The sequence below is a fragment of the Jannaschia marina genome (genome assembly GCF_013404595.1).
Lineage (GTDB): Bacteria > Pseudomonadota > Alphaproteobacteria > Rhodobacterales > Rhodobacteraceae > Jannaschia > Jannaschia marina.
In genome coordinates this window covers 267,221-290,723 of record NZ_JABVAX010000002.1, presented here as the reverse complement: position 1 = coordinate 290,723, position 23,503 = coordinate 267,221, and the positions used below count along the sequence as shown (strand labels likewise).

Annotated in this window: 22 protein-coding genes and 1 tRNA gene; 12 read left to right on the top strand and 11 right to left on the bottom strand. The window is 68.6% G+C overall.

The features are described from left to right. Positions 1–60: 60 nt before the first annotated feature. The gene (locus tag HSX43_RS05240; protein ID WP_235962505.1) at positions 61–1,842 is read right to left on the bottom strand and encodes a BCCT family transporter; all 1,782 of its coding nucleotides are present in this window, start codon (positions 1,840–1,842) and stop codon (positions 61–63) included. Positions 1,843–1,957: 115 nt separating this feature from the next. Then, a complete protein-coding gene (gene pncA, locus HSX43_RS05235; RefSeq protein WP_179379042.1) occupies positions 1,958–2,554 on the bottom strand; it encodes a bifunctional nicotinamidase/pyrazinamidase in 597 nt (198 codons plus the stop codon). A gap of 70 nt (positions 2,555–2,624) precedes the next feature. Between pncA and trhO the strand changes: the two genes are divergently transcribed. The 4 genes from trhO to HSX43_RS05215 all read left to right on the top strand — a co-directional run bounded on the left by trhO (position 2,625) and on the right by HSX43_RS05215 (position 6,446). Beyond that, complete coding sequence (gene trhO, locus HSX43_RS05230) at positions 2,625–3,536, top strand: oxygen-dependent tRNA uridine(34) hydroxylase TrhO (protein WP_179379041.1); 912 nt, start codon at positions 2,625–2,627, stop codon at positions 3,534–3,536. 314 nt (positions 3,537–3,850) lie between these two features. Further along, complete coding sequence (locus HSX43_RS05225; RefSeq protein ID WP_179379040.1) at positions 3,851–4,567, top strand: alpha/beta fold hydrolase; 717 nt, start codon at positions 3,851–3,853, stop codon at positions 4,565–4,567. After that, on the top strand, positions 4,564–5,007 hold the full coding sequence (locus HSX43_RS05220; protein WP_179379039.1) for a DMT family transporter: 444 nt from the start codon (positions 4,564–4,566) through the stop codon (positions 5,005–5,007). The genes HSX43_RS05225 and HSX43_RS05220 overlap by 4 nt, the downstream gene beginning before the upstream one ends. 89 nt (positions 5,008–5,096) lie before the next feature. Beyond that, positions 5,097–6,446 (top strand): short-chain fatty acid transporter, encoded by a 1,350-nt coding sequence (locus tag HSX43_RS05215; RefSeq protein ID WP_179379038.1) that lies wholly within the window; start codon positions 5,097–5,099, stop codon positions 6,444–6,446. Positions 6,447–6,509: 63 nt separating this feature from the next. Here the strand turns inward: HSX43_RS05215 and HSX43_RS05210 are convergent, their stop codons facing one another. Beyond that, positions 6,510–7,904 (bottom strand): FAD-binding oxidoreductase, encoded by a 1,395-nt coding sequence (locus HSX43_RS05210; RefSeq protein ID WP_179379037.1) that lies wholly within the window; start codon positions 7,902–7,904, stop codon positions 6,510–6,512. A 101-nt stretch (positions 7,905–8,005) separates the two neighbouring features. Between HSX43_RS05210 and HSX43_RS05205 the strand changes: the two genes are divergently transcribed. The 4 genes from HSX43_RS05205 (at position 8,006) to HSX43_RS05190 (ending at position 10,871) form a co-directional block, all read left to right on the top strand. Continuing rightward, positions 8,006–8,082, top strand: a tRNA-Met gene (locus tag HSX43_RS05205). 153 nt (positions 8,083–8,235) lie between these two features. Further along, a complete protein-coding gene (locus tag HSX43_RS05200) occupies positions 8,236–8,772 on the top strand; it encodes a heme oxygenase-like domain-containing protein (protein ID WP_179379036.1) in 537 nt (178 codons plus the stop codon). A 64-nt stretch (positions 8,773–8,836) separates the two neighbouring features. Next, positions 8,837–10,234 (top strand): NADP-dependent phosphogluconate dehydrogenase, encoded by a 1,398-nt coding sequence (gene gndA / locus HSX43_RS05195; protein WP_179379035.1) that lies wholly within the window; start codon positions 8,837–8,839, stop codon positions 10,232–10,234. Between the two features lie 301 nt (positions 10,235–10,535). Then, positions 10,536–10,871 (top strand): hypothetical protein, encoded by a 336-nt coding sequence (locus tag HSX43_RS05190; protein ID WP_179379034.1) that lies wholly within the window; start codon positions 10,536–10,538, stop codon positions 10,869–10,871. Positions 10,872–10,982: 111 nt separating this feature from the next. Here HSX43_RS05190 and HSX43_RS05185 read toward each other — a convergent pair whose 3' ends face one another. The 3 genes from HSX43_RS05185 to HSX43_RS05175 all read right to left on the bottom strand — a co-directional run bounded on the left by HSX43_RS05185 (position 10,983) and on the right by HSX43_RS05175 (position 12,474). Beyond that, entirely contained in the window at positions 10,983–11,375 is a 393-nt protein-coding gene (locus tag HSX43_RS05185) for a hypothetical protein (protein WP_179379033.1), read from the bottom strand. After that, positions 11,372–12,061 carry an FG-GAP repeat domain-containing protein gene (locus HSX43_RS05180; protein WP_179379032.1) on the bottom strand — a complete coding sequence of 230 codons (690 nt, stop codon included), beginning with the start codon at positions 12,059–12,061 and terminating at the stop codon, positions 11,372–11,374. Before HSX43_RS05180 ends, HSX43_RS05185 begins: the two co-directional genes overlap by 4 nt. A gap of 89 nt (positions 12,062–12,150) precedes the next feature. Beyond that, complete coding sequence (locus HSX43_RS05175) at positions 12,151–12,474, bottom strand: 2Fe-2S iron-sulfur cluster-binding protein (RefSeq protein ID WP_179379031.1); 324 nt, start codon at positions 12,472–12,474, stop codon at positions 12,151–12,153. Positions 12,475–12,648: 174 nt separating this feature from the next. Between HSX43_RS05175 and HSX43_RS05170 the strand changes: the two genes are divergently transcribed. Together HSX43_RS05170 and HSX43_RS05165 are read left to right on the top strand one after the other, a co-directional pair. Further along, positions 12,649–13,149, top strand: a complete 501-nt coding sequence (locus HSX43_RS05170; protein WP_179379030.1) for a peptidoglycan-binding domain-containing protein — start codon at positions 12,649–12,651, stop codon at positions 13,147–13,149. Further along, complete coding sequence (locus HSX43_RS05165) at positions 13,146–13,874, top strand: heparan-alpha-glucosaminide N-acetyltransferase (RefSeq protein WP_179379029.1); 729 nt, start codon at positions 13,146–13,148, stop codon at positions 13,872–13,874. The genes HSX43_RS05170 and HSX43_RS05165 overlap by 4 nt, the downstream gene beginning before the upstream one ends. A 57-nt stretch (positions 13,875–13,931) precedes the next feature. On the opposite strand, the gene HSX43_RS05160 is transcribed toward HSX43_RS05165, so the two are convergent. From HSX43_RS05160 to hflK, 3 genes are all read right to left on the bottom strand, one after another. Next, entirely contained in the window at positions 13,932–15,365 is a 1,434-nt protein-coding gene (locus HSX43_RS05160; protein ID WP_179379281.1) for a Do family serine endopeptidase, read from the bottom strand. 286 nt (positions 15,366–15,651) lie between these two features. Next, positions 15,652–16,665, bottom strand: coding sequence for a protease modulator HflC (gene hflC / locus HSX43_RS05155; protein ID WP_179379028.1), 1,014 nt, complete (start codon positions 16,663–16,665; stop codon positions 15,652–15,654). After that, positions 16,665–17,852: an FtsH protease activity modulator HflK gene (gene hflK / locus HSX43_RS05150; protein WP_179379027.1), complete on the bottom strand. Its 1,188-nt coding sequence runs from the start codon at positions 17,850–17,852 to the stop codon at positions 16,665–16,667. Before hflK ends, hflC begins: the two co-directional genes overlap by 1 nt. 225 nt (positions 17,853–18,077) lie before the next feature. Between hflK and gorA the strand changes: the two genes are divergently transcribed. Continuing rightward, positions 18,078–19,436 carry a glutathione-disulfide reductase gene (gene gorA, locus HSX43_RS05145; RefSeq protein ID WP_179379026.1) on the top strand — a complete coding sequence of 453 codons (1,359 nt, stop codon included), beginning with the start codon at positions 18,078–18,080 and terminating at the stop codon, positions 19,434–19,436. A 54-nt stretch (positions 19,437–19,490) separates the two neighbouring features. On the opposite strand, the gene rpiA is transcribed toward gorA, so the two are convergent. Both rpiA and HSX43_RS05135 read right to left on the bottom strand, forming a co-directional pair. After that, positions 19,491–20,279: a ribose-5-phosphate isomerase RpiA gene (gene rpiA, locus HSX43_RS05140; RefSeq protein ID WP_179379025.1), complete on the bottom strand. Its 789-nt coding sequence runs from the start codon at positions 20,277–20,279 to the stop codon at positions 19,491–19,493. 27 nt (positions 20,280–20,306) lie between these two features. Further along, positions 20,307–20,960 (bottom strand): thiamine diphosphokinase, encoded by a 654-nt coding sequence (locus HSX43_RS05135; RefSeq protein WP_179379024.1) that lies wholly within the window; start codon positions 20,958–20,960, stop codon positions 20,307–20,309. A 159-nt stretch (positions 20,961–21,119) separates the two neighbouring features. Between HSX43_RS05135 and HSX43_RS05130 the strand changes: the two genes are divergently transcribed. Further along, the gene (locus tag HSX43_RS05130; RefSeq protein WP_179379023.1) at positions 21,120–23,489 is read left to right on the top strand and encodes a hypothetical protein; all 2,370 of its coding nucleotides are present in this window, start codon (positions 21,120–21,122) and stop codon (positions 23,487–23,489) included. The last annotated feature ends 14 nt before the right edge of the window (positions 23,490–23,503 follow it).

Here is a 23,503-nt window from a genome sequence, read left to right as displayed (position 1 = left end):
TGCCTCCTGACATGGGAAGGGGGCCGCGCGGGCGGCCCCCTCCGATCTCTGTCGACGGGCCTATTCAGCGGGCTTGAGGCCCGGCGCATCGGCCAGCTCCGGAGCCTCGGCCCCGTCGATCTCGTCGAAGGTGGTGGGCACGCCGACCTTCTCGCGACGGCCGTCGTTGAAGATCGCCTTCACGAGCGCGACGCACATCAGCACCATCACCACCGAGAAGGGCAGCGCGCCGATGACCATCGCGGTCTGGATCGCCGAGGTGCCGCCCGAGATGAGCAGTCCCGCGACCACGAGACCCAGCGCCGCACCCCAGAAGAGGATATGCGGCCGCGCCTTCGGGCCCTCGTCGCCGGCCGCGTTGATCGTGTTCACGATCAGCACCGCCGAGTCGGCCGAGGTCACGAGGAACGTCATCAGGAGGACGACGATCATCACCGCCATGGCCCAGGACAGGATCTCCGAGATCGGGGCGAGCATGAACTCGGTCATCGCGAAGATCTTGTCGCCGTTGCCGGTGTCGTAGATCAGGCCGCCCGCCCCGCCGTTGAGCTCGAGGTCGATGGCGGTGCCACCGGCCCAGGAGAACCAGACGAAGCACATCAGCGACGGCACGATCATCGCGCCCAGCACGAACTCGCGGATCGTCCGCCCGCGCGAGATCCGCGCCAGGAACAGCCCCACGAAGGGCGCGAAGGCGATCCACCACGCCCAGTAGAACACCGGCCACCAGCCCTGCCACTGCGCGAGCAGGAACGACTCGGAGCCCTCGACACCGTCGGAGCGGTAGACGTTGAAGCTCAGGAACGGGAGATTCACGAGATACTCCCAGAGGCCGATCGTCATCGCCTGCAGGCCGAACCACGTCGCCCCGAAGAGGATGAAGAACCCGAGCAGCACGATCGACAGCACCATGTTGATGTTCGAGAGCCATTTGATGCCCTTGCCCACACCCGACAGCGCCGAGAGCGTCGAGGCCCCCATGATGACGAGGAGCGCGAAGATGATGCCGAAGGTATTGGCCGTGTTCGCGATGCTCTCGCCCGCGTCGTTGACGGCCTCCGCCCCGTGCACGAGGCCGCCGACGCCGATGCGCGTCAGGCCCGCGACCAGCTGATCGACCCCGAAGCCGAGGGTCTGGGCGACGCCGAGGATGGTCGCGACGACCGCCACGATGTCGATGACATGCCCCAGGACGCCGGCGAGCGACGACCCGAAGAGCGGCGTCAGCGAGGAGCGGATCGTCAGCGGCAGCCCGCGACGGTAGGTGAAGAACGCGAGGCCGAGACCGGCGATCGCGTAACAGGCCCAGGCTCCGAGACCCCAGTGCAGGAACGACCATTTGTAGGCCGTCATGATGTTGTTCTCGGCCCGGGCTTCCGTGATGCCCTGGATGACCGAGGGGTTGTTCTGGAAGTGGGCGACGGGTTCGGCCACGGCCCAGGTGAGCATCCCCACCCCGATGCCGGCCCCGAACATCATCGAGAACCAGGAGAAGTTGGTGAATTCGGGTTTCTCGCCGTCGATTCCAAGGTTCATCCGGCCCGCCGTGGGCCAGATCGCCAGGCCGAGGCACACCAGCACGAAGAGCGTCACCGTCCAGATGTACCACGACGCGAAGAGGTCGAGGATGAAGGTATTGATCCCGTTGAGCACCGCACCCGACTGGATCGGCCAGAAGATGGCCCAGACCACGAGCGCCGAGATGATGATCTTGGCCGGGACCGCTACAGACGTCGCGAAGCCGTTGTAGAAGCCCCCCTCCGTCGTTCGGATCGGCAGATCCGTAAGCGGTGGTTCAATATTCGACATGTCGTTCGTCCCTCCGATTGTTGTGGGCGACATGCTGCGCGCCCGAGTCGCGGCTGACTAGGTGGAATCGTCGCGTTTCGGGGCAAAAACGACATTTTTACGTCGCAAAGTCTCCGTTACGAAACTTTGCGCCCTTCGCGCGCAGATTTCAGGCAAGCGTCACACCCGCGCCCGCCATGCCGTCGCGCGCCGCGGCGAGCGAGCCGTCGAGGTCGATCGCCCGGCAGAGCGTCTCCTCCACGGTGACGGCGAAGCCGAGGCGCGCGGCGTCCTGCGCAGAGAAGTTGACGCAGAAATCCGTGGCGAGGCCCACGAGCGTCAGCTCCCGCACCTCGAGCGTGTGCAGAAGCCCGGCGAGACCGGTGGGCGTCGCGTGGTCGTTCTCGAAGAAGGCGGAGTAGCTGTCGACGGCGGGGTTCATGCCCTTGCGGATGACGGCGCGCGCCCGGCCGGTGGCGAGATCGGGATGGAAGGCGGCCCCCTCGGTGCCCTGGATGCAGTGATCGGGCCAGAGCACCTGCGGGCCATAGGGCATCTCGACCATGTCGTAGGGGGACTTGCCCGCATGGCTCGACGCGAAGCTCGAATGACCGGCGGGATGCCAGTCCTGCGTCAGGATCACATGGGCGAAATCCTCCATCCGGGCATTGATACCGGCGACGATCCCGTCCCCGCCGGGCACGGCGAGCGCGCCACCGGGGCAAAAGCCGTTCTGGACGTCGATCACGATCAGGGCCTGGGTCATGGCGGTCTCCTCGAACTCCGGTGCGAGCCTACCGCTTGAGGCGCGGAGGGCAACGGCCTATGCCCCGTCCATGGTCACCGTCGCCGCCCTCTACCGCTTCACGCCCCTTCCGAAACCGGCCGCCCTGCGCGCTCCGCTCCTCGACTGCTGCGTCGAAGCGGGCGTCGCCGGCACGCTGCTGCTGGCGCCCGAGGGGATCAACGGCACCATCGCGGGCCCCGCCGCGGGGATCGAGGCGGTGCTCGCCCATATCCGCGCCCTGCCCGGCTGCGCCGGAATCGCGCCGAAGTTCGCCTCGGCGGAGGCGATGCCCTTCGGCAAGATGAAGGTCCGCGTGAAGCAGGAGATCGTGACGATGGGCCAGCCAGACGTCGACCCGCTGGCCGGCGTGGGCCGCTATGTCCCACCCGCCGAATGGAACGCCGTCATCTCCGACCCCGACACCGTCGTCATCGACACGCGCAACGACTACGAGGTCGCCATCGGCACCTTCGAAGGCGCGCTCGACCCGAAGACCGCTGCCTTCGGCGAGTTCCCCGACTGGTGGGCGCGGAACGCAGACGCGCTCTCGGGGAAGCGCGTCGCCATGTTCTGCACAGGGGGCATCCGCTGCGAGAAGTCTACGGCCTACCTGCGCCAGCAGGGGGTGGAGGACGTGGTGCATCTGGAGGGCGGTATCCTCAAATACCTGGAGGACGTGCCCGAGACCGAGAGCCTTTGGCGCGGAGCCTGCTTCGTCTTCGACGACCGCGTGAGCGTGGGCCAGGGCCTGGAGCCGGGCGGTCACGTGCTCTGCCACGCCTGCCGACGCCCCCTCGAACAGGCCGACACCGCACGCCCGGAGTTCGAGGCCGGCGTGCAATGCCACCGCTGCGTGGACCAGTTCGCGGCATCAGACCGGGAACGCTTCCGCGAGCGGATGAAGCAAATCGGCTTGGCCCGCACGCGCGGCACGCGTCACCTCGGCGCGACGCAGGGCTGACGCGGGGCGGGGCGTCAGGTTTCTTCGGGGTCGCGGGCCTCGTCTTCCTCGATCCGGGCCCAGTGAAGGGTCAGCAACCGGACCACGACGACAGCGGCAAAGACCGCGGCGGCGAGCATGAAGAAGTCGGTCATCCGTTCCTCCCGAAAACGATGTCCACCCGGAAAGCGTAGCACAGGTTTCGACCTGTGCAAAACGACAGGTTCGATCTGGCGGCATTTTGCCCGCGCCGGAGGGGCGGCCCCGCCATCGTCGCGGTTGCGACGGTCGCGGCGGGGGGTCAGACTGGTCATGGAACGGACCCGGAGGACGCGATGACCACACCCCTTTTGCTGCTTCCGGGCATGATGTGCGACGCCCGCCTCTTCGCGCCGCAGCTCGCGGCGATCCATGACCGGGCCATCATGGTCAGCCCGATCGCCGCCGCCGACACGACCGAGGCGCTGGCCCGCATCGTGCTGGAGGCCGCACCGCCGCGGTTCGCGCTCGCCGGGCTCTCGATGGGAGGGATCGTCGCGATGGAGGTCCTGGCGCAGGCCCCGGACCGGGTCGCGGGCCTTTGCCTGATGGATACGAACCCGAAGGCAGAGTCGGAGGCCGTCGCCGCCGCCCGGGAGCCGCAGATCGCCCGCATCCGCGAGGGCGAGCTGCGCGCGGTGATGCGCGACGAGATGAAACCCAACTACCTCGCCGACGGGCCCAGTATCGGTGCGATCCTCGATACCTGCATGGCCATGGCCGAGACCATGGGCTCGGTCACCTTCGTGCGCCAGTCGCGGGCGCTGCAGACGCGCGCCGACCGGCAGGAGACGCTGCAACGGGTGACGGTGCCCGCGCTCGTGCTCTGCGGTCGGGAAGACAGTCTCTGCCCGCTGCACCGCCACGAGCTGATGCACCGGCTGATCCACGGATCGGAACTGGTGGTGGTCGAGGGTGCCGGCCACCTGCCGACGCTGGAGCAACCCGAGGTCACGACCCGCGCGATCCGCCACTGGCTCGAGCGGGTGGATCACGCGGAGGCCGCCGCATGACGCAACACGCGCTCGTCATGCTGGCCGCCGGTTTCGGCATTCCCGTGCTGGCCGCGCTCAATGCCAGGCTCGGCGCGAACATCGGTGGGCCGGCGGCGGCGGCGGTCGTGCTCTTCCTCGTGGCGCTGACGACCGCCGCCGTGGCGATGGTGCTGACGGGGCCGGGTGCGCTCGCGCGGGTGCCGGGTCAGCCGCTGCACCTCTTTGCCGCGGGGGCGCTCATCGCCTTCTACGTCCTCTCGATCACCTGGATCGCGCCCGTCTTCGGAGTGGGCAACGCCGTCTTCTTCGTCCTGATGGGGCAGCTTGCCTCGGCCGCGATGATCGACCAGCTCGGCCTCTTCGGCGCACGTCAGGTCGCGCTCTCGCCCATCCGGATCGGCGGGCTTGCGTTGATGGCGGTCGGGCTCGCGCTCACGCAGTTCGCCCCGCGGGAGTAGAGCGCCGCGCGGTCGGATTCGCGTATCCGCGGCCGGAGCAAATCCGCATTGCGCTTGACCCGGCGACGCGGACGCGTAGGTCGCGGGGCATGGCCCAGACACCCCCTTCCCCCGGCGTCGTCGGTCGCCTGACCGGCGCGCTCGACAGCTTCATCCAGAAATACCTGCCCGATCCGCTGGTGATTGTGATCCTGCTGACGCTCTTCGTCTTCGGGCTCGGGATCGCCGTGCAGGGGGCCACGCCCGTCGAGATGGTCGGCTACTTCGGCGACGGGTTCTGGAACCTCCTGACCTTCGCGATGCAGATGGCCCTCGTCCTGGTGACTGGATTCGTCTTCGCCTCCACGCCGCTCTTCGGGCGGCTTCTAGGCGCGCTGGCACGCCGGGCGTCCACCCCGGGGCAGGCGATCGTGCTGGTCACGCTCGTCTCGCTTGCCGCGTCCTTCGTGAACTGGGGCTTCGGGCTCGTCATCGGCGCTCTCTTTGCCAAACGTCTGGCGCGGGAGGTGCCGGAGGTCGACTACCGCGTGCTGATCGCGGCGGGCTACTCCGGATTCCTCATCTGGCACGCCGGCATGTCGGGCTCCATCCCCCTGACGGCGGCGACGCCGGGCAACTTCCTCGAAGAGGAGATCGGCCTCATCCCCGCGTCTCAGACGATCTTCGCGCCGTTCAATCTGATCCTGCTGGCCGTCATCGCCTGCGGCCTGCCGTTTCTGAACCGGATGATGCTGAACCACGGAGGCCGGGTGCTGCGCGCGGGCGACGTCGGGCTCGACGACCGCAACGACGACCACCCAGAGGTCTCGCCCCGGACGCCCGCCGGGCGGCTCGAACACTGGCCCTGGCTCGGGCGGCTCGTCGGCATCTTCGGGCTCGCGTTCCTCGCGGTGCAGGTCGCGCGCGGCGAGTTCGCGCTCACGCTCAACACCGTCAACTTCGGCTTCCTCTTCGCGGGCCTGCTGCTGCACGGCTCTGCGCATGACTTCCTGCGCGCGGTGGACGACGCGGTGAAGGGCGTGGGCGGCATCCTGATCCAGTTCCCCTTCTACGCGGGCGTGATGGGGATGATGGTCGGCTCGGGCCTCGCTGCGTCCCTGACCGACCTTTTCGTCGACGGGGCCAATGCCACGATTCTGCCGCTGCTTGCGTTTCTGTCTGCGGGCTTCGTCAATGTCCTTGTCCCCTCGGGCGGCGGGCAATGGGCAGTGCAGGGGCCGATCATCATGCCGGCGGCCGAGGCGCTCGGGGCGGACAAGGCGCGGGTTCTGATGGCGATCGCCTGGGGCGATGCCTGGACGAACATGATCCAACCGTTCTGGGCCCTGCCCGCCCTGGCCGTCGCAGGCTTGAGCGCGCGGGACATCATGGGGTTCTGCGTGCTGGTGCTGATCGTGTCCGGCGCGGTCCTGATGCTCGGCCTGACGTTCCTGCCCTGACGACGGCAGATCGTTCGCGAACGATCTGCGGCGGCCAAAGTCTTCGGGAAGACTTTGGCGGCTTCACCGGTCCGGAATGACCTTACCGGGGTTCATCCGGTTCTCCGGGTCGAGTGCCTGCTTGATCGACCGCATCACGTCGAGCGCGACCGGATCCTTGCGCCGCTCCATCGTGGCGAGTTTCGACAGGCCGATCCCGTGTTCCGCGCTGATCGAGCCGCCGAGGGAGACGGTAACGTCCTCCACCATCTCCCGAATGGCATCGAGCTGGCCGTCATCGCTCGGATAGACCGTCAGGTGCAAGTTGCCGTCGCCCAGATGCGCGACGATCAGCGTCTCGGCCCCCGGGTCCATCGCGGCGAGACGCGCGTGCATGTCGTCGATGAAGGTCGCCACGCCGTCGAGTGGCAGGGCGACGTCGTTATCGACGATCGGCAAGCGGGTGAAGGTGACTTCGGCGGCGGCCTCCCGCATCTCCCAGATGTGGGCGCGCTGCGCGTCGTTCTGTGCGATCGTGGCGTCGAGCACCTCGCCCGCCTCCATCGCGGCGGCAAGCGTCTCTTCGAGCGTTGCAGTCAACGGGCGGGAGAGCCCCCCGAGGTCGATCATCACCGCATGGTCGCGGAGCGCGAAGGGCTGCCGCAGGTCTGGCCGGTGCGTCGCGAGCGCGGTCATGTAGCTTCGCGGCATGTACTCGAAGGCCTCGACCGCGCCGTCGGTGGCGGCCTGCAACCGGGCCAGAAGCGCGAGCGACGCCGGCAGGTCACGCACGGCCGCGAGCGCGGTCGCGTGGTGGCGCGGCTTCGGCAGAAGGCGCAGGACGGCGGCGGTGACGATGCCGAGCGTGCCCTCGGCCCCGATGAAGAGATCGCGCAGGTCGAGGCCCGAATTGTCCTTGCGCAGCTCGCTCATCAGGTCGAGGACGCGGCCGTCGGCCAGCACGACCTCGAGCCCGAGGACGAGCCCGCGCGTCGGCCCGTAGCGCACGACGTTGGAGCCCCCCGCGTTCGTCGACAGGAAGCCGCCCACGCGCGCCGACCCGCGCGCCCCGAAGGTGAGCGGAAAGATCAGGTCGTGCGCGCCGGCCGCGTCGTGGATGTCCGAGAGCACCGCGCCCGCCTCCACCACGGCGAGGCCCGCGGCGGGGCGGATGTCGCGGATGGCCGTCATCCGTTCGAGCGAGACCATGAGCGCGCCGGTGTTGGCCGTGCCCCCGACGAGGCCGGTATTGCCGCCCACGGGCACGATCGCGAGGTCGTGGGCGGCGGCGATGCGGACCGTCTCGGCCACTTCGTCCGTGTCGGCCGGGCGCACCACGGCGAGCGGATCGGCCCGCCACTTGCCCGTCCAGTCGCGGCCGTAGCGCTCGGTCGCGGAACCGGTCAGCACATGCCCCGGCCCGAGGGTGGCCCGGAGGGTCTCCAAGGCCGCGGCGGCTCCGGTCTCCTGGTCTTTCATGGGCTCTCCTCCGGCAGTAAGCGTGGCACGGGGAGGGGGCGAAGAAAAGCCATGCGCCGGTCTTGACGCCTGCCCCCCCGCGCCGTAAGTCGCGCGACGTCGGCGGTGTAGCTCAGTTGGTTAGAGCAGCGGAATCATAATCCGCGTGTCCGGGGTTCAAGTCCCTGCACCGCCACCATACCCCTCCAATCGTATAATTCGGCATCGGTGCCCTTTGCTTCGATCCCGATCACGTCGCTTTCAGTTGCGGGATGCGAGGGGTTCTCGCACAATTCGTCGAGAAGCGATGTCCGCCCTTGCCAGTCGCGCCGGAGGCGGAGAAAGACGAGACATGGAATTCACCGGCCCCTCTCTTCGCGACCGGCTCCGCGTCGGCACGCGCCTGTCGCAGGACGCGCTGGAGCGTGCGCAGAAACGTTTCGATCTCACGCGGACCGAGGGCTACGCGGGTTTTCTCGGCGCGCAGCGCGATACGCTCCGGGCGATGCAGGCCGCGGGCGGCGAACTTGCGGACGCGATCGAGGCGGCGCTCGGCGACCTCGACGCGGATCTCGCCGAGGTCGGTCCGGCGCTCCCGTCCCGCAAGGTCGCGCCCCCGCGCGTCGACGACCCGCGTGGACGCGGCTACGTCTGGCACTCGCAGCAGCTGCATCTGCGGATGTTGGCCCGGCGGATCCCCGAGGGAGCGCAGACCGCGACGCGTTATCTGTCGCGCGGGCGGGACTCGGCCGCCTGGCGCGCGCTCTGCGACGATCTCGAAGCGGTGCCGGGTTACGGCGCGGAGGCCGAGCGGGCGCTCATCGCGGCGAACGACTGGCTCGCCCTCGGAGAGACGATTCACCTCGGCTACGCCAAGCAGCCAAGCTAACGCCTTTCCTTACGCGGCTCACCCGTCTAAGAGCGATGGTATCGGTAACATTCGGGGAAACGCGATGTCTGGAGACGCACGGATCGGCTTGATCGGCCTTGGCACCATGGGGGCCGCGCTGGCTTCGAACATCGCCGAGAAGGGCTTCGACATCGCGGTCTTCAACCGCACCACGCAAGTCACGCGCGACTTCGCGGCGGAGGCGGGCGATCTCGCCCCGAAGATCACGCCGACCGAGACGCTGGAAGACTTCGTCGCGGCGATCGCCACGCCGCGCGCGATCATCCTGATGGTGCCCGCGGGCGATGCGGTCGACGGCCAGATCGAGGCACTGAAGCCGCTTCTCGGGGCCGACGATCTCATCATCGATTGCGGCAACGCCAACTTTCACGACACCGACCGGCGCGAGGCCGAATGCGGCGTCCCGTTCCTCGGCGTCGGCGTCTCGGGCGGGGAGGAGGGTGCGCGCCACGGTCCCTCGATCATGGGCGGCGGCGACGCGGCACTCTGGGCGCGGGTCGAGGACGTGATGACCGCCATCGCCGCCAAGCACGACGGCGATCCCTGCGCGGCGCTCATGGGACCGGGCGGAGCGGGGCACTTCGTCAAGATGGTCCACAACGGCATCGAATACGCCGACATGCAGATGATCGCCGAGGTCTACGGCATCCTGCGCGACGGGCACGGGATGGACTACGACGCCATCGGCGACGTGTTCGCCCGCTGGAACGAGGGTCCGCTCGAAAGCTATCTGATCGAGATTTCCGGCAAGGTCGCCCACGCACGGGACGTCGCTACGGGCGATCCGCTCCTGTCGGTGATCGTCGACGCGGCGGGGCAGAAGGGCACCGGGCGCTGGACGGTGATCGAGAGCCAGCACCGCCTCGCCCCCGTCCCCGCGATCGAGGCCGCCGTCGTGGCCCGCAACCTTTCGGGCCGACTGGACGAGCGGGCAAAAGGTCAGTCGATCTTCGGCACCGCGCCGCAGCCCTTCGACGGGCTCGACCATGCAACGCTGGAAAAGGGGCTGATCGCCGGCAAGATCCTCTGCTACGCGCAGGGGTTCGAGATGCTCTCGGCCGCCACGCGGGACTTCGGCTGGGATCTGCCGATGTCGCGGATCGCTCAGATCTGGCGGCAGGGGTGCATCATCCGCTCCTCGATGCTGGACGACATGGCCAGCGCGCTCGACGCGGAGCCGGGCACGAACCTGATGTTCACGGACCACTTCGCCGCCCTCCTGCGCGACACCCACGGCGCGCTCAGGCAAGTGGTGGCCCAGGCGGCGCTGAACGGGCACCCGACGCCCGCGCTGTCCTCGGGCCTCGCCTATTTCGACGCGATGCGCACGGCGCGCGGCACGGCAGACATGGTGCAGGGGCAGCGGGATTTCTTCGGGCTGCACGGGTTCGTCCATGTGAACGGCAAGGACGATCAGCACGGGCCCTGGGCCAAGGACTGATCCCGCCGCGGCTTTATCTCCACCACAAGCATTTATGGAACGCAGAACCGGCGATTTGTTTCAAATCGTCGAGGTTCGGTCACGCTGGCGGGAGAATGGGATCGCGGGCCGTGAGGGCGGTGCGGACGGGGGTGAGTGCTGTGCGTGGACGCACGCATATCGCGCCATCCTCACGCGTCCGTTCATGGAAGGTGATGAACCCCGCCCGTAAATCTCCCTCATCAGCAGGGCACACCGCCCCGCACCCCCCAACCGGACCCGCCGCAACCACAGGGTCCACCGCTTCAAAAGGACCAAGACTATGAAAACCCTCATCGCTTCCGCCCTCCTCGCCACCGCCGCCCTCGCCGCGCCGGCCGCGGCCCAGGTCGCCCAAGGCCCCGCCGCCGCGATCGCCCACTTCAACGCCGACTTCGACACGCAGGACGGCGTCCGCGTGCTCAAGTCGGGCGGCAATGGCGTCACCGTCTCGACCCGCTCGGGCGGCACGGGCGCGGCCTTCGGCCTCTTCAACGGCCAGGCCGACAGCCAGGACGGTGTCCGCGGCCTCGACGGCGCGACGGCCTATTCGGGCGCGCCCAGCGTCGGCGGCGACATCTTCGACCGCATCCGCGCCGAGAGCGCCGAAGGCGAGTAGGCCGGCCCTCCGCAACGCCGGTTGTTTTCTCCCCCGTTTTCCAAGGTGCGTTGCGGCACGGACGCCCCCCGACCGGTCAGACCGGCGGGGGGCGTTCTCATGTTTGCAAGGTCAGGAGAGCGGCTCGCCCACGCACTCGAGTCGCCGCTTTTCCATCGCGGCGAGCCGCTGGATCTCGCCGTTGAGCGTCGAGCGCACGTAGGTGCGGCCTGCCAGCTCGAACGGTTGCCAGCAATGGTTCGTGCCCGGGTCGTCGTCGTAGACGAAGCAGACCTTGGTGTCGCGCACGCTGATCTCGCCGAGCGCGCAACTCCCGTCGCTGCGCGTCCAGACACTGCGTTCGCGGTCGATGAACCGCTCGACCCCGACGAGCGCATCGCTCTCGCCCAACATGAAAGTCGCCGTCTGCCCCTCGACCAGATCGAGAAAGGCATCGGGCGTCATCGCCCGCTCCTGCGCGGCCGCGCCCGTGGCCGCGAGACAGAGCAGGACAACGCGGATCATCGGCAGGTCACCGCATCGACGGCAGCCGCAGGTGTGAAGGCCCCGATGTCGCGCGCGGTGATGGCCGCGCCGTCAAACGTCACGGCGAGCATCCGCGTGCGATCGGCATTCGAGAGCACGATCTCCGGCCCGGCTCCGCAGTCGCGCAGACCGCCGTGGATCACCTCGTCGCCTATGGCATGGTTCGTGACGCCGCCCGCCGCAGCGACCTCCAGGAAGTCGCCCTCGGCGTAGCGCCAGATGCGCAGGGTTTTGGCCAGATGCGGGCGGTCGACATAGGCGATCTCGACATGGCCGTCGCCGTCGAGATCCCCGACCGCGGCGGGGGCCAACCAACGGTTGCGGCGGCCGATGTAGGGAGTGGCGGCGAGAACTTCGAGCGAAAGACCATTACCCGCATCCGCGTAGATCACCAGTTGCGCCCCCTGCGTCAGGCTGGAACGCACGGCGATGACTTCGGCCCGCCCGTCCCCGTCGACGTCGGCCACGCGTGGGGCGGTGTCCTCGAAGACATGGCCATCCCCCGCTGCGCCATAAATCGTGCCGCAACTAAAGGTTGAGGTCGTCGACGTCGCTGTCAGGCGCAGAGCATCCGGCACATCCCCCATGATGTCGTGCCCATAGATGTCGGTCGGGAGTTCATACCAAGCGGAGGTTATGCCGTCCTGTCCATCGCCATCTGCCATACTTCCGCGAATTGCGTCTAACTGGGCCGGTATCGAGCAGCCCAAGGCGGGCACCGTTCCCATGAGGAACAGGAACACCGCCCACCGCATCAGATCTGCTTCTCGGGCATCTGCACGACCAGGCCGTCGAGCGCCTCGGTCACCTTCAGCTGGCACGTCAGGCGCGACCGCTCGGGATCGGGTTCATAGGCGAAGTCCAGCATGTCCTCCTCCATCGGGTCTTTCGCCGGCAGTTTTTCTACCCAATCGGGTGCGACGTAGACATGGCAGGTCGAGCAGGCGCAGGCCCCGCCGCAATCGGCCTCGATGCCGGGGATGTTGTTGTCGCGCGCGCCCTCCATCACCGTCAGGCCGAGGGGAACGTCCACGACATGCTCCGTGCCGCCGTGTTCGATGTAGGTGATCTTGGGCATTGGGGTCTCCTGAATTCTCGCCTTCCGACCTAGCCCCGTGGTTGCCCGCGTGCAACAACGCCGCGCCGGATCGCCGCCGATCGCGTGCCCTCCGACACCGGGGCGTTTGTTCGGCCCGGTATCTGGTCTAGGCTTGCGCGCAGCCGGCACCAGACCGCGCCAAGATACAGGCCCATGACCCGACCCTTTCTCTTCCTGCTCCTTGCCGGGCTTGCAGCCTGCGGACAACCCGTGACCGAACCGGTGACACGGATGCTCGGGCCTCTCGACGCCGCACCGGGCAGCTGCCACGCGCGCGGCGTGACGCCCGCCATCCTCGAGACGGTAACGCAGCAGGTGCAGGAAGCGCCGGAGGTCCGCGATGCCTATGGCACGCTGATCGAGCCCGCGCGCTTCCGGACGCTCACGACGACGCAGATCGTACGGCCAAGGGCCGAACGCTGGTTCGAGACGCCCTGCGCCCTGCGTCGCGGCGACCCGGAGTTCGTGCGCCAGATCCAGCGCGCTCTGGCCGTGCGCGGGCTCTATGACGGTCCGGTCCACGGCCTCTACGACGTACCGACGCGTGCCGCCGTTCGCAGCTTCCAGCAGGAGCGCGGTCTCGAAAGCGGCACGCTCTCGACGGACGCGGCGAAGGCGCTCGGCCTCGTGGCGCTCGGACGGGACGGGGTGTGAGTGACACCGGCCGATTGATCGCGGTCGACTGGCTGCGCAGTCTCGCCATCGTCGCAATGGTCCTCTTCCACTTCGGACGCGACTTCGAGGTGCTGGGCCTCGTGCCGCCGGGCACGACCTTCGGAGGCCTGTGGAACCTCTCCGCGCGGCTGATCGCGGGCAGCTTCCTCTTCCTCGCGGGCTTCTCCCTTTGGCTCGGCCACGGGGCGGGGCTGCGCCCGCGGGCCTTCCTCAAGCGGCTCGCGATGATCGCCGCGGGCGCGGCCGCGATCACGATCGTCACCTATTTCGCCGTTCCGGGGGCCTGGGTGCGGTTCGGAATCCTGCATTCGATCGCGCTCTGCAGCCTTGTCGGCCTCCTGTTCCTGCGGGCGCATGCCGTCGTGACGATCACCGCGACGGTCGTCGTGCTCTTCCTGCTGCCGCAGGCCGCGTCACCGGCCTTCGATCATCCACTCTGGATTTGGACGGGTCTTTCGACCGCCGTGCCGCCGATGATCGACTACGAGCCGCTTGTGCCGTGGTTCGCGCCCTTCGCCGCCGGGCTCGCCTTCGGGCAGGCGGGCGGTGCGCGGCTGCTGACCTGGGGGCCAGACGTGCCGGGGCCCTGGGCGCGGCGGCTGGCCTGGCCCGGACGGCACGCGCTGGCGATCTATCTCATTCACCAGCCGGTGCTCGTCGGTCTGCTGACGGCGGCGGCCTGGGTCTGGTTCCGCCTGCTTTGAGCCGACATGAAAACGGGCCCCTTGGGGGGCCCGCCTTCCGATACTATCGGGTGCGCCTCAGCCTTCGGCCAGGGGCAATGCGACGAAGCGCGCGTCCTCGCCCCGCCGCACGAGCAGCAGGAAGGATTTCTGCCCCGCATCCCGGGCCGCCTCGATCCGCTCCTCGAAATCAGCGACGCTGCTCACGGCGACCTGACCGGCCTCCTCGATCACGTCGCCGGCCCGGAGGCCCTTCTCGTAGGCGTCCGAGTTCGGATCGACGTCGGTGACAGCAAGGCCACGGGCATTCTCGCCGAGGCCGAGCTGCGCGCGCAACTCCTCGGTCAGGCTCGACACAGTCAGGCCCATGACGTCGCCTTCGCTGGTCTCCTCGGGGGCGGAGGCGGGCGTACCGCTCTCGGCGTCCTCGCGGCGGCCCAGCGTCACGAGCATCGTCTGGGTTTCGCCGTCGCGGAACACGACGACGCGCACGGCCTTGTCCACCGGTGCGTTGCCGACCGTGCGGACGAGTTCCCGCGTGTCCTCGACCTCGGTGCCGTCGAAGGTCAGGATGACGTCGCGCGGCTCGATGCCCGCCGCCTTGGCCGGGCCGTCCGGCACGTCGGTGACGAGCGCGCCGCGCGCCCGCTCGAGACCGAGCGCATCGGCAAGCTCCGCGTCCACGTCCTGGATCCGCACGCCGAGCCAGCCACGGCGGGTTTCGCCGAATTCCTGAAGCTGGTCGACGACACGGGTGACGACGTTCGACGACATGGCGAAACCGATGCCGATCGAGCCGCCGGTGGGCGACAGGATGGCGGTGTTCACGCCGATCACCTGACCCTCGAGGTTGAAGAGCGGCCCGCCAGAGTTGCCTCGGTTGATGGCCGCGTCGGTCTGGATGTAGTCGTCGTAGGCCCCGGACAGCTCGCGCCCGACCGAGGAGACGATCCCGGCAGAGACCGAGAAGCCCTGGCCGAGCGGGTTGCCCATGGCCATGACCCAGTCGCCGGTGCGCATCGCCGTGGAGTCGCCGAAGGGCACGAAGGGCAGCGGCTCCTCCGACTCGACCTTCAGGAGCGCGATGTCGGTGTTCGGGTCGGTGCCGACAAGTTCCGCCGGAAGCTCGTCACCGGAGAAGAACTCGATCAGGATCTCGTCGGCATTCTCGATGACGTGGTTGTTGGTGACGATGTAGCCGTCTTCCGAAATCACGAAGCCAGAGCCGAGGGCGCTGCCGCGGCGGACGGGCGGCTGCGGCGGCGCGCCTTCGGGGGCCCCGCGCCGGCGGAACTCCTCGAAGAAGTCCTCGAGCGGGTTGCCGCTGTTGGGCCCCCGCGCGCCGGTGGCGACGCTGGTGTTGGTGGTGATGTTGACGACGGCGCCAGAGACCTGGTCGACGAGGTCGGCGAAACTGTCGGGTCGGCCCTGCGCCGCGGCGGTCATCGCCGTCGACAGGAGCATCGCCAGCCCGAGCACGAGAGCCGTGAGCGCCCGATACGCGGCGCCCATCGACCCATGCAGGTTGGTGTCTGTGTTCAAGGTTTCCCCTCCGATACAAAATCCGTCTGCGCCCGCGCTTTGCGTCGGTCGCCCGGTCCGTTGCATGTTCGCATCAGTCCGCAACTCTTCAACGCAAGCGTCTTCACATGGGCGTGAGAGCGCCTCGTGACGCAACGTAGGGCCGCACGCGCCTTCCGCCAAGACCCGATCACCGCAGCCGCCGCCTCACGAGCGAAGGGCCGCCCCGGGGCGGCCCTCTGCATGGCATGTCTCAGCGTGGCGCATGGTCGTTCGGTCAGTTCCCGCTCGCCGGGGCCGCAGCCGCATCCGCCTCGCCATCGCTGGCATCCTCCGCCGGGGTTTCGGGCGTCGCGCCCGCATCGGTCGGCTCGGTGGCGGCGCTCTCGGGGGCGGGCTGGACCGCCGGCGTGAGCGGTCCGTCCGTCAGGCGGTCCGTCTTAAGGTAGTCGAAGAACTCCGAGTCGGGCGACAGGACAAGCGTGGAATTCGAGCCTTGAAGCGCGCGGGTGTAGGCGGTGAGCGAACGATAGAACTCGAAGAACTCCGGATCGCGGGAGAACGCCTCGGCGAAGATCGCGTTGCGCCGCGCGTCGGCCTCACCACGGGCGATCTCCGCGTCCCGCGCGGCATCCGACGTCAGCTCGACCACTGTCCGGTCGGCCTGCGCCCGGATCCGCTGCGCCGCCTCCTGACCGCGAGCCACCTCGTCGGCCGCCTCGCGTTCCCGCTCGGCCCGCATCCGTGCGAAGGTCGCGTCGAGGTTCTGCGCCGGAAGGTCGGTACGCTTGAGCCGAACGTCGATGATCTGGATCCCGAGCGCCGCGGCCTCGGCCCGGGCCCCCGTCGCGATACGCAGCATGAGACCCGCGCGATCCTCGGAGAGGATGTCGTTCGAGGAAACCGAACCCAGCACCTCGCGCAGCTCGGACCGCAGGATCAGGTCGAGGCGCTGCTCCGCGGTGGCAAGACCGCCCGTGCCGACCGCCTGCCGGAACCGCTCCACCTCGGTGATGCGGAAACGGGCGAAGGCGTCGACGACGAGACGGCGATCGTCCGACGGCGTGACCTCGATCGGATCGACGTCGCGGCTCAGGATGCGGTCGTCATAGTAGACTACGTTCTGGAAGAACGGCAGCTTGAACGCGAGACCCGGCGCTTCCTTGACGTTGACGACACGGCCGAACTGCAGCACGAGCGCCTTCTGGCGTTCGTCCACGACATAGATCGAGGAGAAGGCCACCACGAGGAGCGCGGCCAGGACCGGAAGCAGGAAAGCGGAGCGTTTCATCAGTTGGTCCCTCCGGCCGAGGTGGCGGGTCGGCTCGACCCGCTGTCACGCCGCAATTCGTTGAGCGGCAGATAGGGCACTACGCCCTGCCCCCCGCCGGTCTGGACGCCACTGTCGATGACGATCTTGTCGACGTCGCCCAACACCTGTTCCATCGTTTCGAGGTAGAGACGCTTGCGCGTCACCTCCGGTGCGTTGGCATATTCCGCGAGGACGGCGGTGAAGCGGCTCGCCTCACCTTCGGCCTCGTTCACGACGCGAGCGCGGTAGGCCTCAGCCTCTTCCAGAAGCTGCGCCGCTTCACCGCGCGCGCCGGCCAGGACCTGGTTGGCGTAGCGGTCCGCGTCGGACTGCAGGCGGTCGCGTTCCTGCTCGGCGGCCTGCACCTCGCGGAAGGCGTCGATCACCTGCTCGGGCGGGTCGGCGCGGTCGAAGTTGACCCGCAGTATCGACACGCCGCTGTCGTAGCTGTCGAGCGTGCGCTGGATCAGTTCCCGCAGCTCGTCGGCGATGATGCCCCGGTCGCGGTTGAGGATCGGAGCCAGGGGCGAGCGCGCCACGATCTCGCGCATGGCCGATTCCGACACGGCCCGGATCGTCGCCTCGGGGGCCGCGAGGTTGAAGAGGAACATCGCCGGATCGGAGACGTTCCAGACGACCTGGAAGTCGATGTCGACGACGTTCTCGTCCCCGGTCAGCATCAGGCCCTGTTCGGTGCGCGCGCCGCGGTTGACGCCGATGTCGACGGTGCGTTCCGTCGTGACCGGAATGACCTCGGCCGTGACGACGGGCCAGGGTGCGAAGTTCAGGCCCGGCTCCCCGGTGCTGGAAAACTCGCCGAGGAAGAGTTCCACCGACCGTTCTTCGGGCCGCACGGTATAGACGCTCGAGAAGATCCAGAGCGCGGCGAGAGCAAAGAGCCCGATGGCGATCATCGGCCGGCTCACCTCGAACCCGCCGCCACCGCCGCCGCCTCCGGTGCCGCCGCCGCGACCACCCATCAGGACACGGAGCTGATCCTGCCCCTTCTTCATCAGTTGGTCGATCTCGGGAACGCCCTGCTGGCCCCGGTTCGGGGGTCTGCGCCCGCCGCCGTTCGGACGATCCGGGCCGCGATCCCCGTCGCTGCCCCGGCCACCGCCGGAATTGCCGCCGCCGCCCCCCCAGGGGCCTCCGCTACCTGCCATCAGGATCGTCCCTTCGTCGTGCATTCGTTTGCTGCGGTGTAACATTGGCCCAGAGGGGGGGAAGTTCAAGCAGGTAAGGCGCGGCGAACGGCGCATGTCACGCGGTTGCGAACCACGGAGCCGCGCGCCGGCGCAGCCCCCGCTGCGCGCCCTCCGCACGCATCCCGGCGTTGCCCGCGGCGGCCGCCCGGCGTACGTCTGGGCCGGCAGATCAAGGAGCGCCCCATGGATTTCGACTACGACCTCTTCGTCATCGGCGGCGGCTCCGGCGGGGTCCGCGCGGCGCGGCTCACGGCGCAGGATGGACACAAGGTCGCATTGGCCGAGGAGAGCCGGATGGGCGGCACCTGCGTCATCCGCGGCTGCGTCCCGAAGAAGCTCATGGTCTTCGCCTCCGAGTACCCGGAAGCGATCGGCTACGCGCGCGACTACGGCTGGGACGCCAAGGTGGGTGACTTCGATTGGTCGGCCTTCTCGGGGCATATGCGCAGCGAGTTGGACCGCCTCGAGGGGATCTACGAAACCAACGCCCAAAAGGCGGGAGTGAAGATCTACCACGGCCGCGCGACGGTCGAGGACGCGCATACCGTCAAGCTGGGCAACGGCCAGACCCGCACCGCGAAGCACATCCTGATCGCCGCCGGCGGCCATCCCGTCCGGCCCGACATGAAAGGCGGCGACCTCGGCATGGTGTCGGACGACGTGTTCAACCTCGAGGCCCTGCCTCGCAAACTCCTCATCGTGGGCGGCGGCTACATCGGGTGCGAGATGGCCGGCATCTTCAACGGCCTCGGCGTCGAGACCTCGATGATGATCCGCGGCGCGCAGATCCTGCGCGGCTTCGACGAGGAGGCCCGCGGGCACATCGCCGACTGCATGGGACGCCGGGGCGTCACGATCCACACCGGCTGCGCCCCCGTCGAGATCGAGAAGCGGGGCGACCGGATCTGGGTCAAGGGGTCGAGCGGCCATCAGGACGAATTCGACGACATCCTCTGGGCGACCGGGCGCAAGCCGAACACGCAGGGCCTGATCGCGGAGGGCGTGGGCGTGAAGCTGGACCGCCGCGGCGCGATCTGCGTCGACGACTACAGCCGGACCGACGTGCCCTCGATCCATGCCATCGGCGACGTCACGGGCCGGGTGGAGCTGACGCCCGTGGCGATCCGCGAGGGCATCGCATTTCACGAGACCGTCTTTCGCGGCAACAAGACGCCGGTGGATCACGAGCTCATCCCCACGGCCGTCTTCACCCAGCCCGAGATGGGCACCGTGGGCCTCAGCGAGGAGGCCGCCTGCGAGCAGGAACCGACCCTCGTCTACGCGACCGCCTTCCGCCCGATGCAGCAAGCCTTCGCCGGCGGCGAGGAGCGGGTGCTCTTCAAGATGCTGGTCAGCAAGGAGACGGACAGGGTTCTCGGCGTCCACATCGTCGGACCGGGGGCCGGCGAGATGATCCAGTTCGTGGGAGTCGCGCTCAAGATGGGGGCCACCAAGGCCGATTTCGACCGCACCTGCGCCGTGCACCCGACCATGGCCGAGGAACTGGTGACGATGAAGGAGCCGGTGCGCGTTCTCGACTGACGTCATGGGACCGGGCGGAGATGGTCGGGGCGGGCCCGACCATGACGCGCGGCCTCAATCGGCGATGGAGACGAAGATGTTGTCCTCTTCGCGCAGGTCCACGCGCTCCTGCGTGACCGAGCCGTTGTTGATGTCGCGCACTTCGACGCTTCCTTCCGCGTCGCCCATGATGACGACGTCGCAGATGTCGAGGAAGAGCCCGTTCTCCACCACGCCCGGAATCTGGTTGAGGACGAGGCCCAGTTGCCGCGGATTGCCGATCCGGCGCAGGTGCAGGTCGAGGATCAGGTTGCCCTCGTCCGTGCGGTAGGGCGCGTCGCGATTGAGGCGCAGCGTCACCTGCCGCCCGGCGACGTCCATCCCGATCAGACTCTCCTCCAGGAGCGCCTTCGTCGTCTGCCAGCCGAAGGGGATCACCTCCACCGGCAGGGGAAAGGCCCCGAGGTGGTCGACCTGCTTCGAGCGATCGGTGATGACGACCATCATGTCCGAGGCGGTCGCCACGATCTTCTCCTGCAGGAGCGCGCCGCCGCCACCCTTGATGAGGCTCAGGTCGGGGTCGAATTCGTCCGCACCGTCGATCGTCAGGTCGAGCCACTTGACGTCTTCGAGGGTGGCCACCGGGATGCCGCACTCCCGCGCGAGCTCCGCGGTGCGCGTCGAGGTCGGCACGCCCGTGACCCGCAGTCCGTCCTGGCGCACCATCTCGCCCAGGCAGCGCACCATCCAGGCCGCGGTCGAGCCGGTGCCGAGCCCGATGCGCATCCCGTCCTCGACGTAATCGAGCGCCCGCTTTGCCGAGACGTACTTGGCCATGTCGATGGGGTTCGGTGTGGCGGACATGTCGGGCTCCCTGGTCTCTCGTCGGCGTTATAGCGGGGCCACTCCGCCCGGGCGAGGGGCTGATGTCAGCGCCGCGATCAGGGATGGCAATTCCGCCGCAGGCAGGATCAGCGCCATCGTTCCCTCGACGTCGAGCGTCACCGGGCCGGTCGCCGCGTTCGATGTGCCGGTCCGGGTTCCGGGTCCGAACGCCAGCCCCTCGATCGGCCATTCGAGCCCCGTCGAAACGCCCCGCGCCGGCCCGACCGGCCAGAGCGAGACCCGCGTCCCCGGGTCGAGGTCGAGCGACAGGCGGGGCGGCAGGATGCAGAGACAATCCTCTTCGCCGAGAAGGAGGACGCGCGCGCGGGTCCGCGCCAGCTCGGTCAGCACCGACAGGAAGTGATCGACCCGCGCGCCGATGAAACCGACCCCGATGCTGAACGGTGCGGGGCTTGTCCGCAGGGCCTTGGCGAAATCGGTGCTGTCCTGCTCGGCGATGTGATGGAGCCGGTCGGCATAGGCATCCCGTGCCGTCCCGGAGATCGAATCGAGATCGCCGACCACAAGATCGGGCATGACCCCCGCCGCCAGCAGCGTATCCGCACCCCCGTCGACAGCGACCACGCGCGGACCATGTGTTAAGGCAATCTTCAGGACCTGGGTGCTAACCGGAGCCCCACCGACCAATGTCTGGGGCATGTCAGCAATGGGGACCGTGCGTTTCGAATCTGGCAAGAATTCGCCCTCGTCATCGTCAAATGGTCCCGAACAGGGCACGATTTGAATGGAATCGTTTGCTTATGTGCAAGGTGAAATGAAACTGGTTTCCCGCCCGGGACTAGAGTGGAGGTGACCCGAATGGTTCCCGCAAACAAGATTCTCACCGTCGCCTACGGCACGTTTTCGTGCACGCTCGAAGGTTTCGACGACCCGTTCTCCACCATGACCGACATTGCGGAGTATTTCCGCGATCTTGCCGCGGAGGATCGTTTCTTCGGTGCAGAGCCGCCGACACCCGACATGGCGATGCTGCGCACCATCGCCGAGACACGCGCCAAACAGGCCGTCACCGCCGAGCCCGACGAGAGCGGCGTCGTCCTGCGCCCGTCCGCCGTACCGGCACCGGCCGCCATGGATGCCGCCTTCGAGGCGACGGACCTTCCGACCGAACCCGCGCTCGCCGCCAGCCTGGCCGAAGCCGCCGCAGCGGACGCCGCGGGCAGCGTCGAAGGTATCGTCGATGACACGCCCCGGGCCGAAATCGACGAGACTGCCGAGGAGACGGTTGCAGAGGACGCGCCCGCCGAGGACGCGCCCGAAGAACCGGCCTTCGAGCCCGAAAGTGCCGCTGCCAAGCTCGCGCGGATCCGTGGCGTGGTCGAGGCCGACCGTCAGTCGTCCGCGATCTATTCGGAGGACGAACACGCCGAAGACATGATCGCCGGCATGGTCGAGGACGACCTTGCAGCGGCTTTCGCAGAGGATGCGGACGCACGCGCCGAGACCGTCGAGACCGTTCCCGAGAGCGATACGGTCGAACAGCCGGAAGCCGACGACACGATCGCGGACGTCTCTGGCGAAGACACGCTAGCCGCGGATCTGGCGGCGATCCTGCCCTCTATGGATACGGACGACGAAGCCGTTGGAACCGCCGAGGCTGAGGACGTGCAGCCCGTTGATGCCGCACCGGCGGGAATGGACGACGACGACGCAGGCAACGAAGAAGTCGCAGCGGTCGAGGACGGTTTCGACACAGAAGAGTCGTCCGACGAAGAACAGGCGGTCGACGTGCTGGCGGACGACGCAGCGCCTGACGGGGAGATCGGTGCCGCTCGCCCGGAAACACCCGAGGATGATGTCGCCGAAGATCCGTCGGACGCCACCGTCGAGGAAACCCGCGCCGAGCGCCGCCAGCGCCGCATCCGCATCCGCCGCGTCCGCCGCCAAGAGGCCGAAGCCGCCGCGCTGACCGCCGACGCCACCTCGGAAGAGGTCGCCGAGGAGACGGACGGGATGGAGGCCAACGACGACCTGATGACCGAACTCGCAGCGATCGAGGCGGAACTCGACCGCGACCCCACCGGATCTGCCGACGCGGACGACGCCGACGACGACCTGATGGCTGAACTCGCCGCGATCCGCGCCGCCGATGCGGAACCGGAGGCCGCCGAGGACGGCGACGGGCGGGACGACGAGGGCGAGCGCGCGGAAGCCGAGGCGGACGCCGCGTTCGAGGCCGAACTCGCCGCCGCCATGGCCGCCGACCTGCCGGCCGAGGACGCGGACGCCGCTTCCGACGCCGAAACCCCCGTGTCGGACGACACGGCCATCGAACCGCTTGCGGGTGAGGGGCCCGCCGCGTCCGTTGCAGACGAAGAGCATGTCGCCGCCGAGATCGACGAAGAGACCACAGCCACTTCTGACGAGGTCGCCGAGTGGGAGGCCGAGATCGAGACGGCATCGAGCGAAGAGACCAGCGACGAAGAGACCAGCGACGAAGAGACCGGCGAAGACGTGATCGCAGAGGACGAGACCGCCGAGCCGAACCGCGGAGCCGTGCCGGAGGCCGCCGACATGGAACGCCTCTTCGCGGCGACCGACTCGCGCCTTTCCGGTGAGGATGCGTCGCGCCGTCACGCGAACATCTCGCACCTCAAGGCCGCCGTTGCCGCCCGCCGCGCCGACGGCCCGATCGAGGAGAAGGCGGACACGGAGGCCGACGCCTACCGCGCCGACCTCGCCAGCACCGTGCGCCCGCGCCGGACGCCGGTGAGCGAGGAGCGCCGCGCCCGGACGCCGCGCCCCGAGCGCCCCGCGCCCCTCGTGCTCGTCTCCGAACAGCGGGTCGAGGACACGCCGGAGCCGGCCACGGAGCGCGTCATGCCGCGCCGTGCCACCCGGACCGCCGAGGCGGAGATCCGCGACGAGGCCCTTGCCGGGTCCGAGGATTTCGAGGCCTTCGCTGCCGACGTCGGTGCCAAGGACCTGCCGGAGATCCTGGAGGCCGCAGCTGTCTACAGTGCGAAGGTCATGGGGCAGGACAATTTCTCCCGCCCGCGCCTGCTGCACCTCGCCGCCGAAGCGGTGGACGACATGAGTCGAGAGGACGGTCTGCGCGGCTTCGGCCAGCTCCTGCGGGACGGCACGATCCGCAAGGTCAGCCGGGGCACCTTCGCCCTTGCCTCCGAGAGCCGCTACTCCGAGGAAGCCGACCGCCGCGCCGGCTGACCGTCACCGCCAAT

Bases quoted from the DNA above. Each gene is read 5' to 3' on its own strand.
- HSX43_RS05185 (WP_179379033.1), bottom strand. From the start codon at position 11,375: ATGATCCGCGTTGTCCTGCTCTGTCTCGCGGCCACGGGCGCGGCCGCG.
- gorA (WP_179379026.1), top strand. From the start codon at position 18,078: ATGGATTTCGACTACGACCTCTTCGTCATCGGCGGCGGCTCCGGCGGG.
- HSX43_RS05170 (WP_179379030.1), top strand. From the start codon at position 12,649: ATGACCCGACCCTTTCTCTTCCTGCTCCTTGCCGGGCTTGCAGCCTGC.
- HSX43_RS05175 (WP_179379031.1), bottom strand. From the start codon at position 12,474: ATGCCCAAGATCACCTACATCGAACACGGCGGCACGGAGCATGTCGTG.
- HSX43_RS05160 (WP_179379281.1), bottom strand. From the start codon at position 15,365: ATGGGCGCCGCGTATCGGGCGCTCACGGCTCTCGTGCTCGGGCTGGCG.
- HSX43_RS05190 (WP_179379034.1), top strand. From the start codon at position 10,536: ATGAAAACCCTCATCGCTTCCGCCCTCCTCGCCACCGCCGCCCTCGCC.
- HSX43_RS05210 (WP_179379037.1), bottom strand. From the start codon at position 7,904: ATGAAAGACCAGGAGACCGGAGCCGCCGCGGCCTTGGAGACCCTCCGG.
- HSX43_RS05240 (WP_235962505.1), bottom strand. From the start codon at position 1,842: ATGTCGCCCACAACAATCGGAGGGACGAACGACATGTCGAATATTGAA.
- HSX43_RS05225 (WP_179379040.1), top strand. From the start codon at position 3,851: ATGACCACACCCCTTTTGCTGCTTCCGGGCATGATGTGCGACGCCCGC.
- gndA (WP_179379035.1), top strand. From the start codon at position 8,837: ATGTCTGGAGACGCACGGATCGGCTTGATCGGCCTTGGCACCATGGGG.
- HSX43_RS05200 (WP_179379036.1), top strand. From the start codon at position 8,236: ATGGAATTCACCGGCCCCTCTCTTCGCGACCGGCTCCGCGTCGGCACG.
- hflK (WP_179379027.1), bottom strand. From the start codon at position 17,852: ATGGCAGGTAGCGGAGGCCCCTGGGGGGGCGGCGGCGGCAATTCCGGC.
- trhO (WP_179379041.1), top strand. From the start codon at position 2,625: ATGGTCACCGTCGCCGCCCTCTACCGCTTCACGCCCCTTCCGAAACCG.
- HSX43_RS05220 (WP_179379039.1), top strand. From the start codon at position 4,564: ATGACGCAACACGCGCTCGTCATGCTGGCCGCCGGTTTCGGCATTCCC.
- rpiA (WP_179379025.1), bottom strand. From the start codon at position 20,279: ATGTCCGCCACACCGAACCCCATCGACATGGCCAAGTACGTCTCGGCA.
- HSX43_RS05180 (WP_179379032.1), bottom strand. From the start codon at position 12,061: ATGGCAGATGGCGATGGACAGGACGGCATAACCTCCGCTTGGTATGAA.
- HSX43_RS05135 (WP_179379024.1), bottom strand. From the start codon at position 20,960: ATGCCCCAGACATTGGTCGGTGGGGCTCCGGTTAGCACCCAGGTCCTG.
- pncA (WP_179379042.1), bottom strand. From the start codon at position 2,554: ATGACCCAGGCCCTGATCGTGATCGACGTCCAGAACGGCTTTTGCCCC.
- HSX43_RS05130 (WP_179379023.1), top strand. From the start codon at position 21,120: ATGGTTCCCGCAAACAAGATTCTCACCGTCGCCTACGGCACGTTTTCG.
- hflC (WP_179379028.1), bottom strand. From the start codon at position 16,665: ATGAAACGCTCCGCTTTCCTGCTTCCGGTCCTGGCCGCGCTCCTCGTG.
- HSX43_RS05215 (WP_179379038.1), top strand. From the start codon at position 5,097: ATGGCCCAGACACCCCCTTCCCCCGGCGTCGTCGGTCGCCTGACCGGC.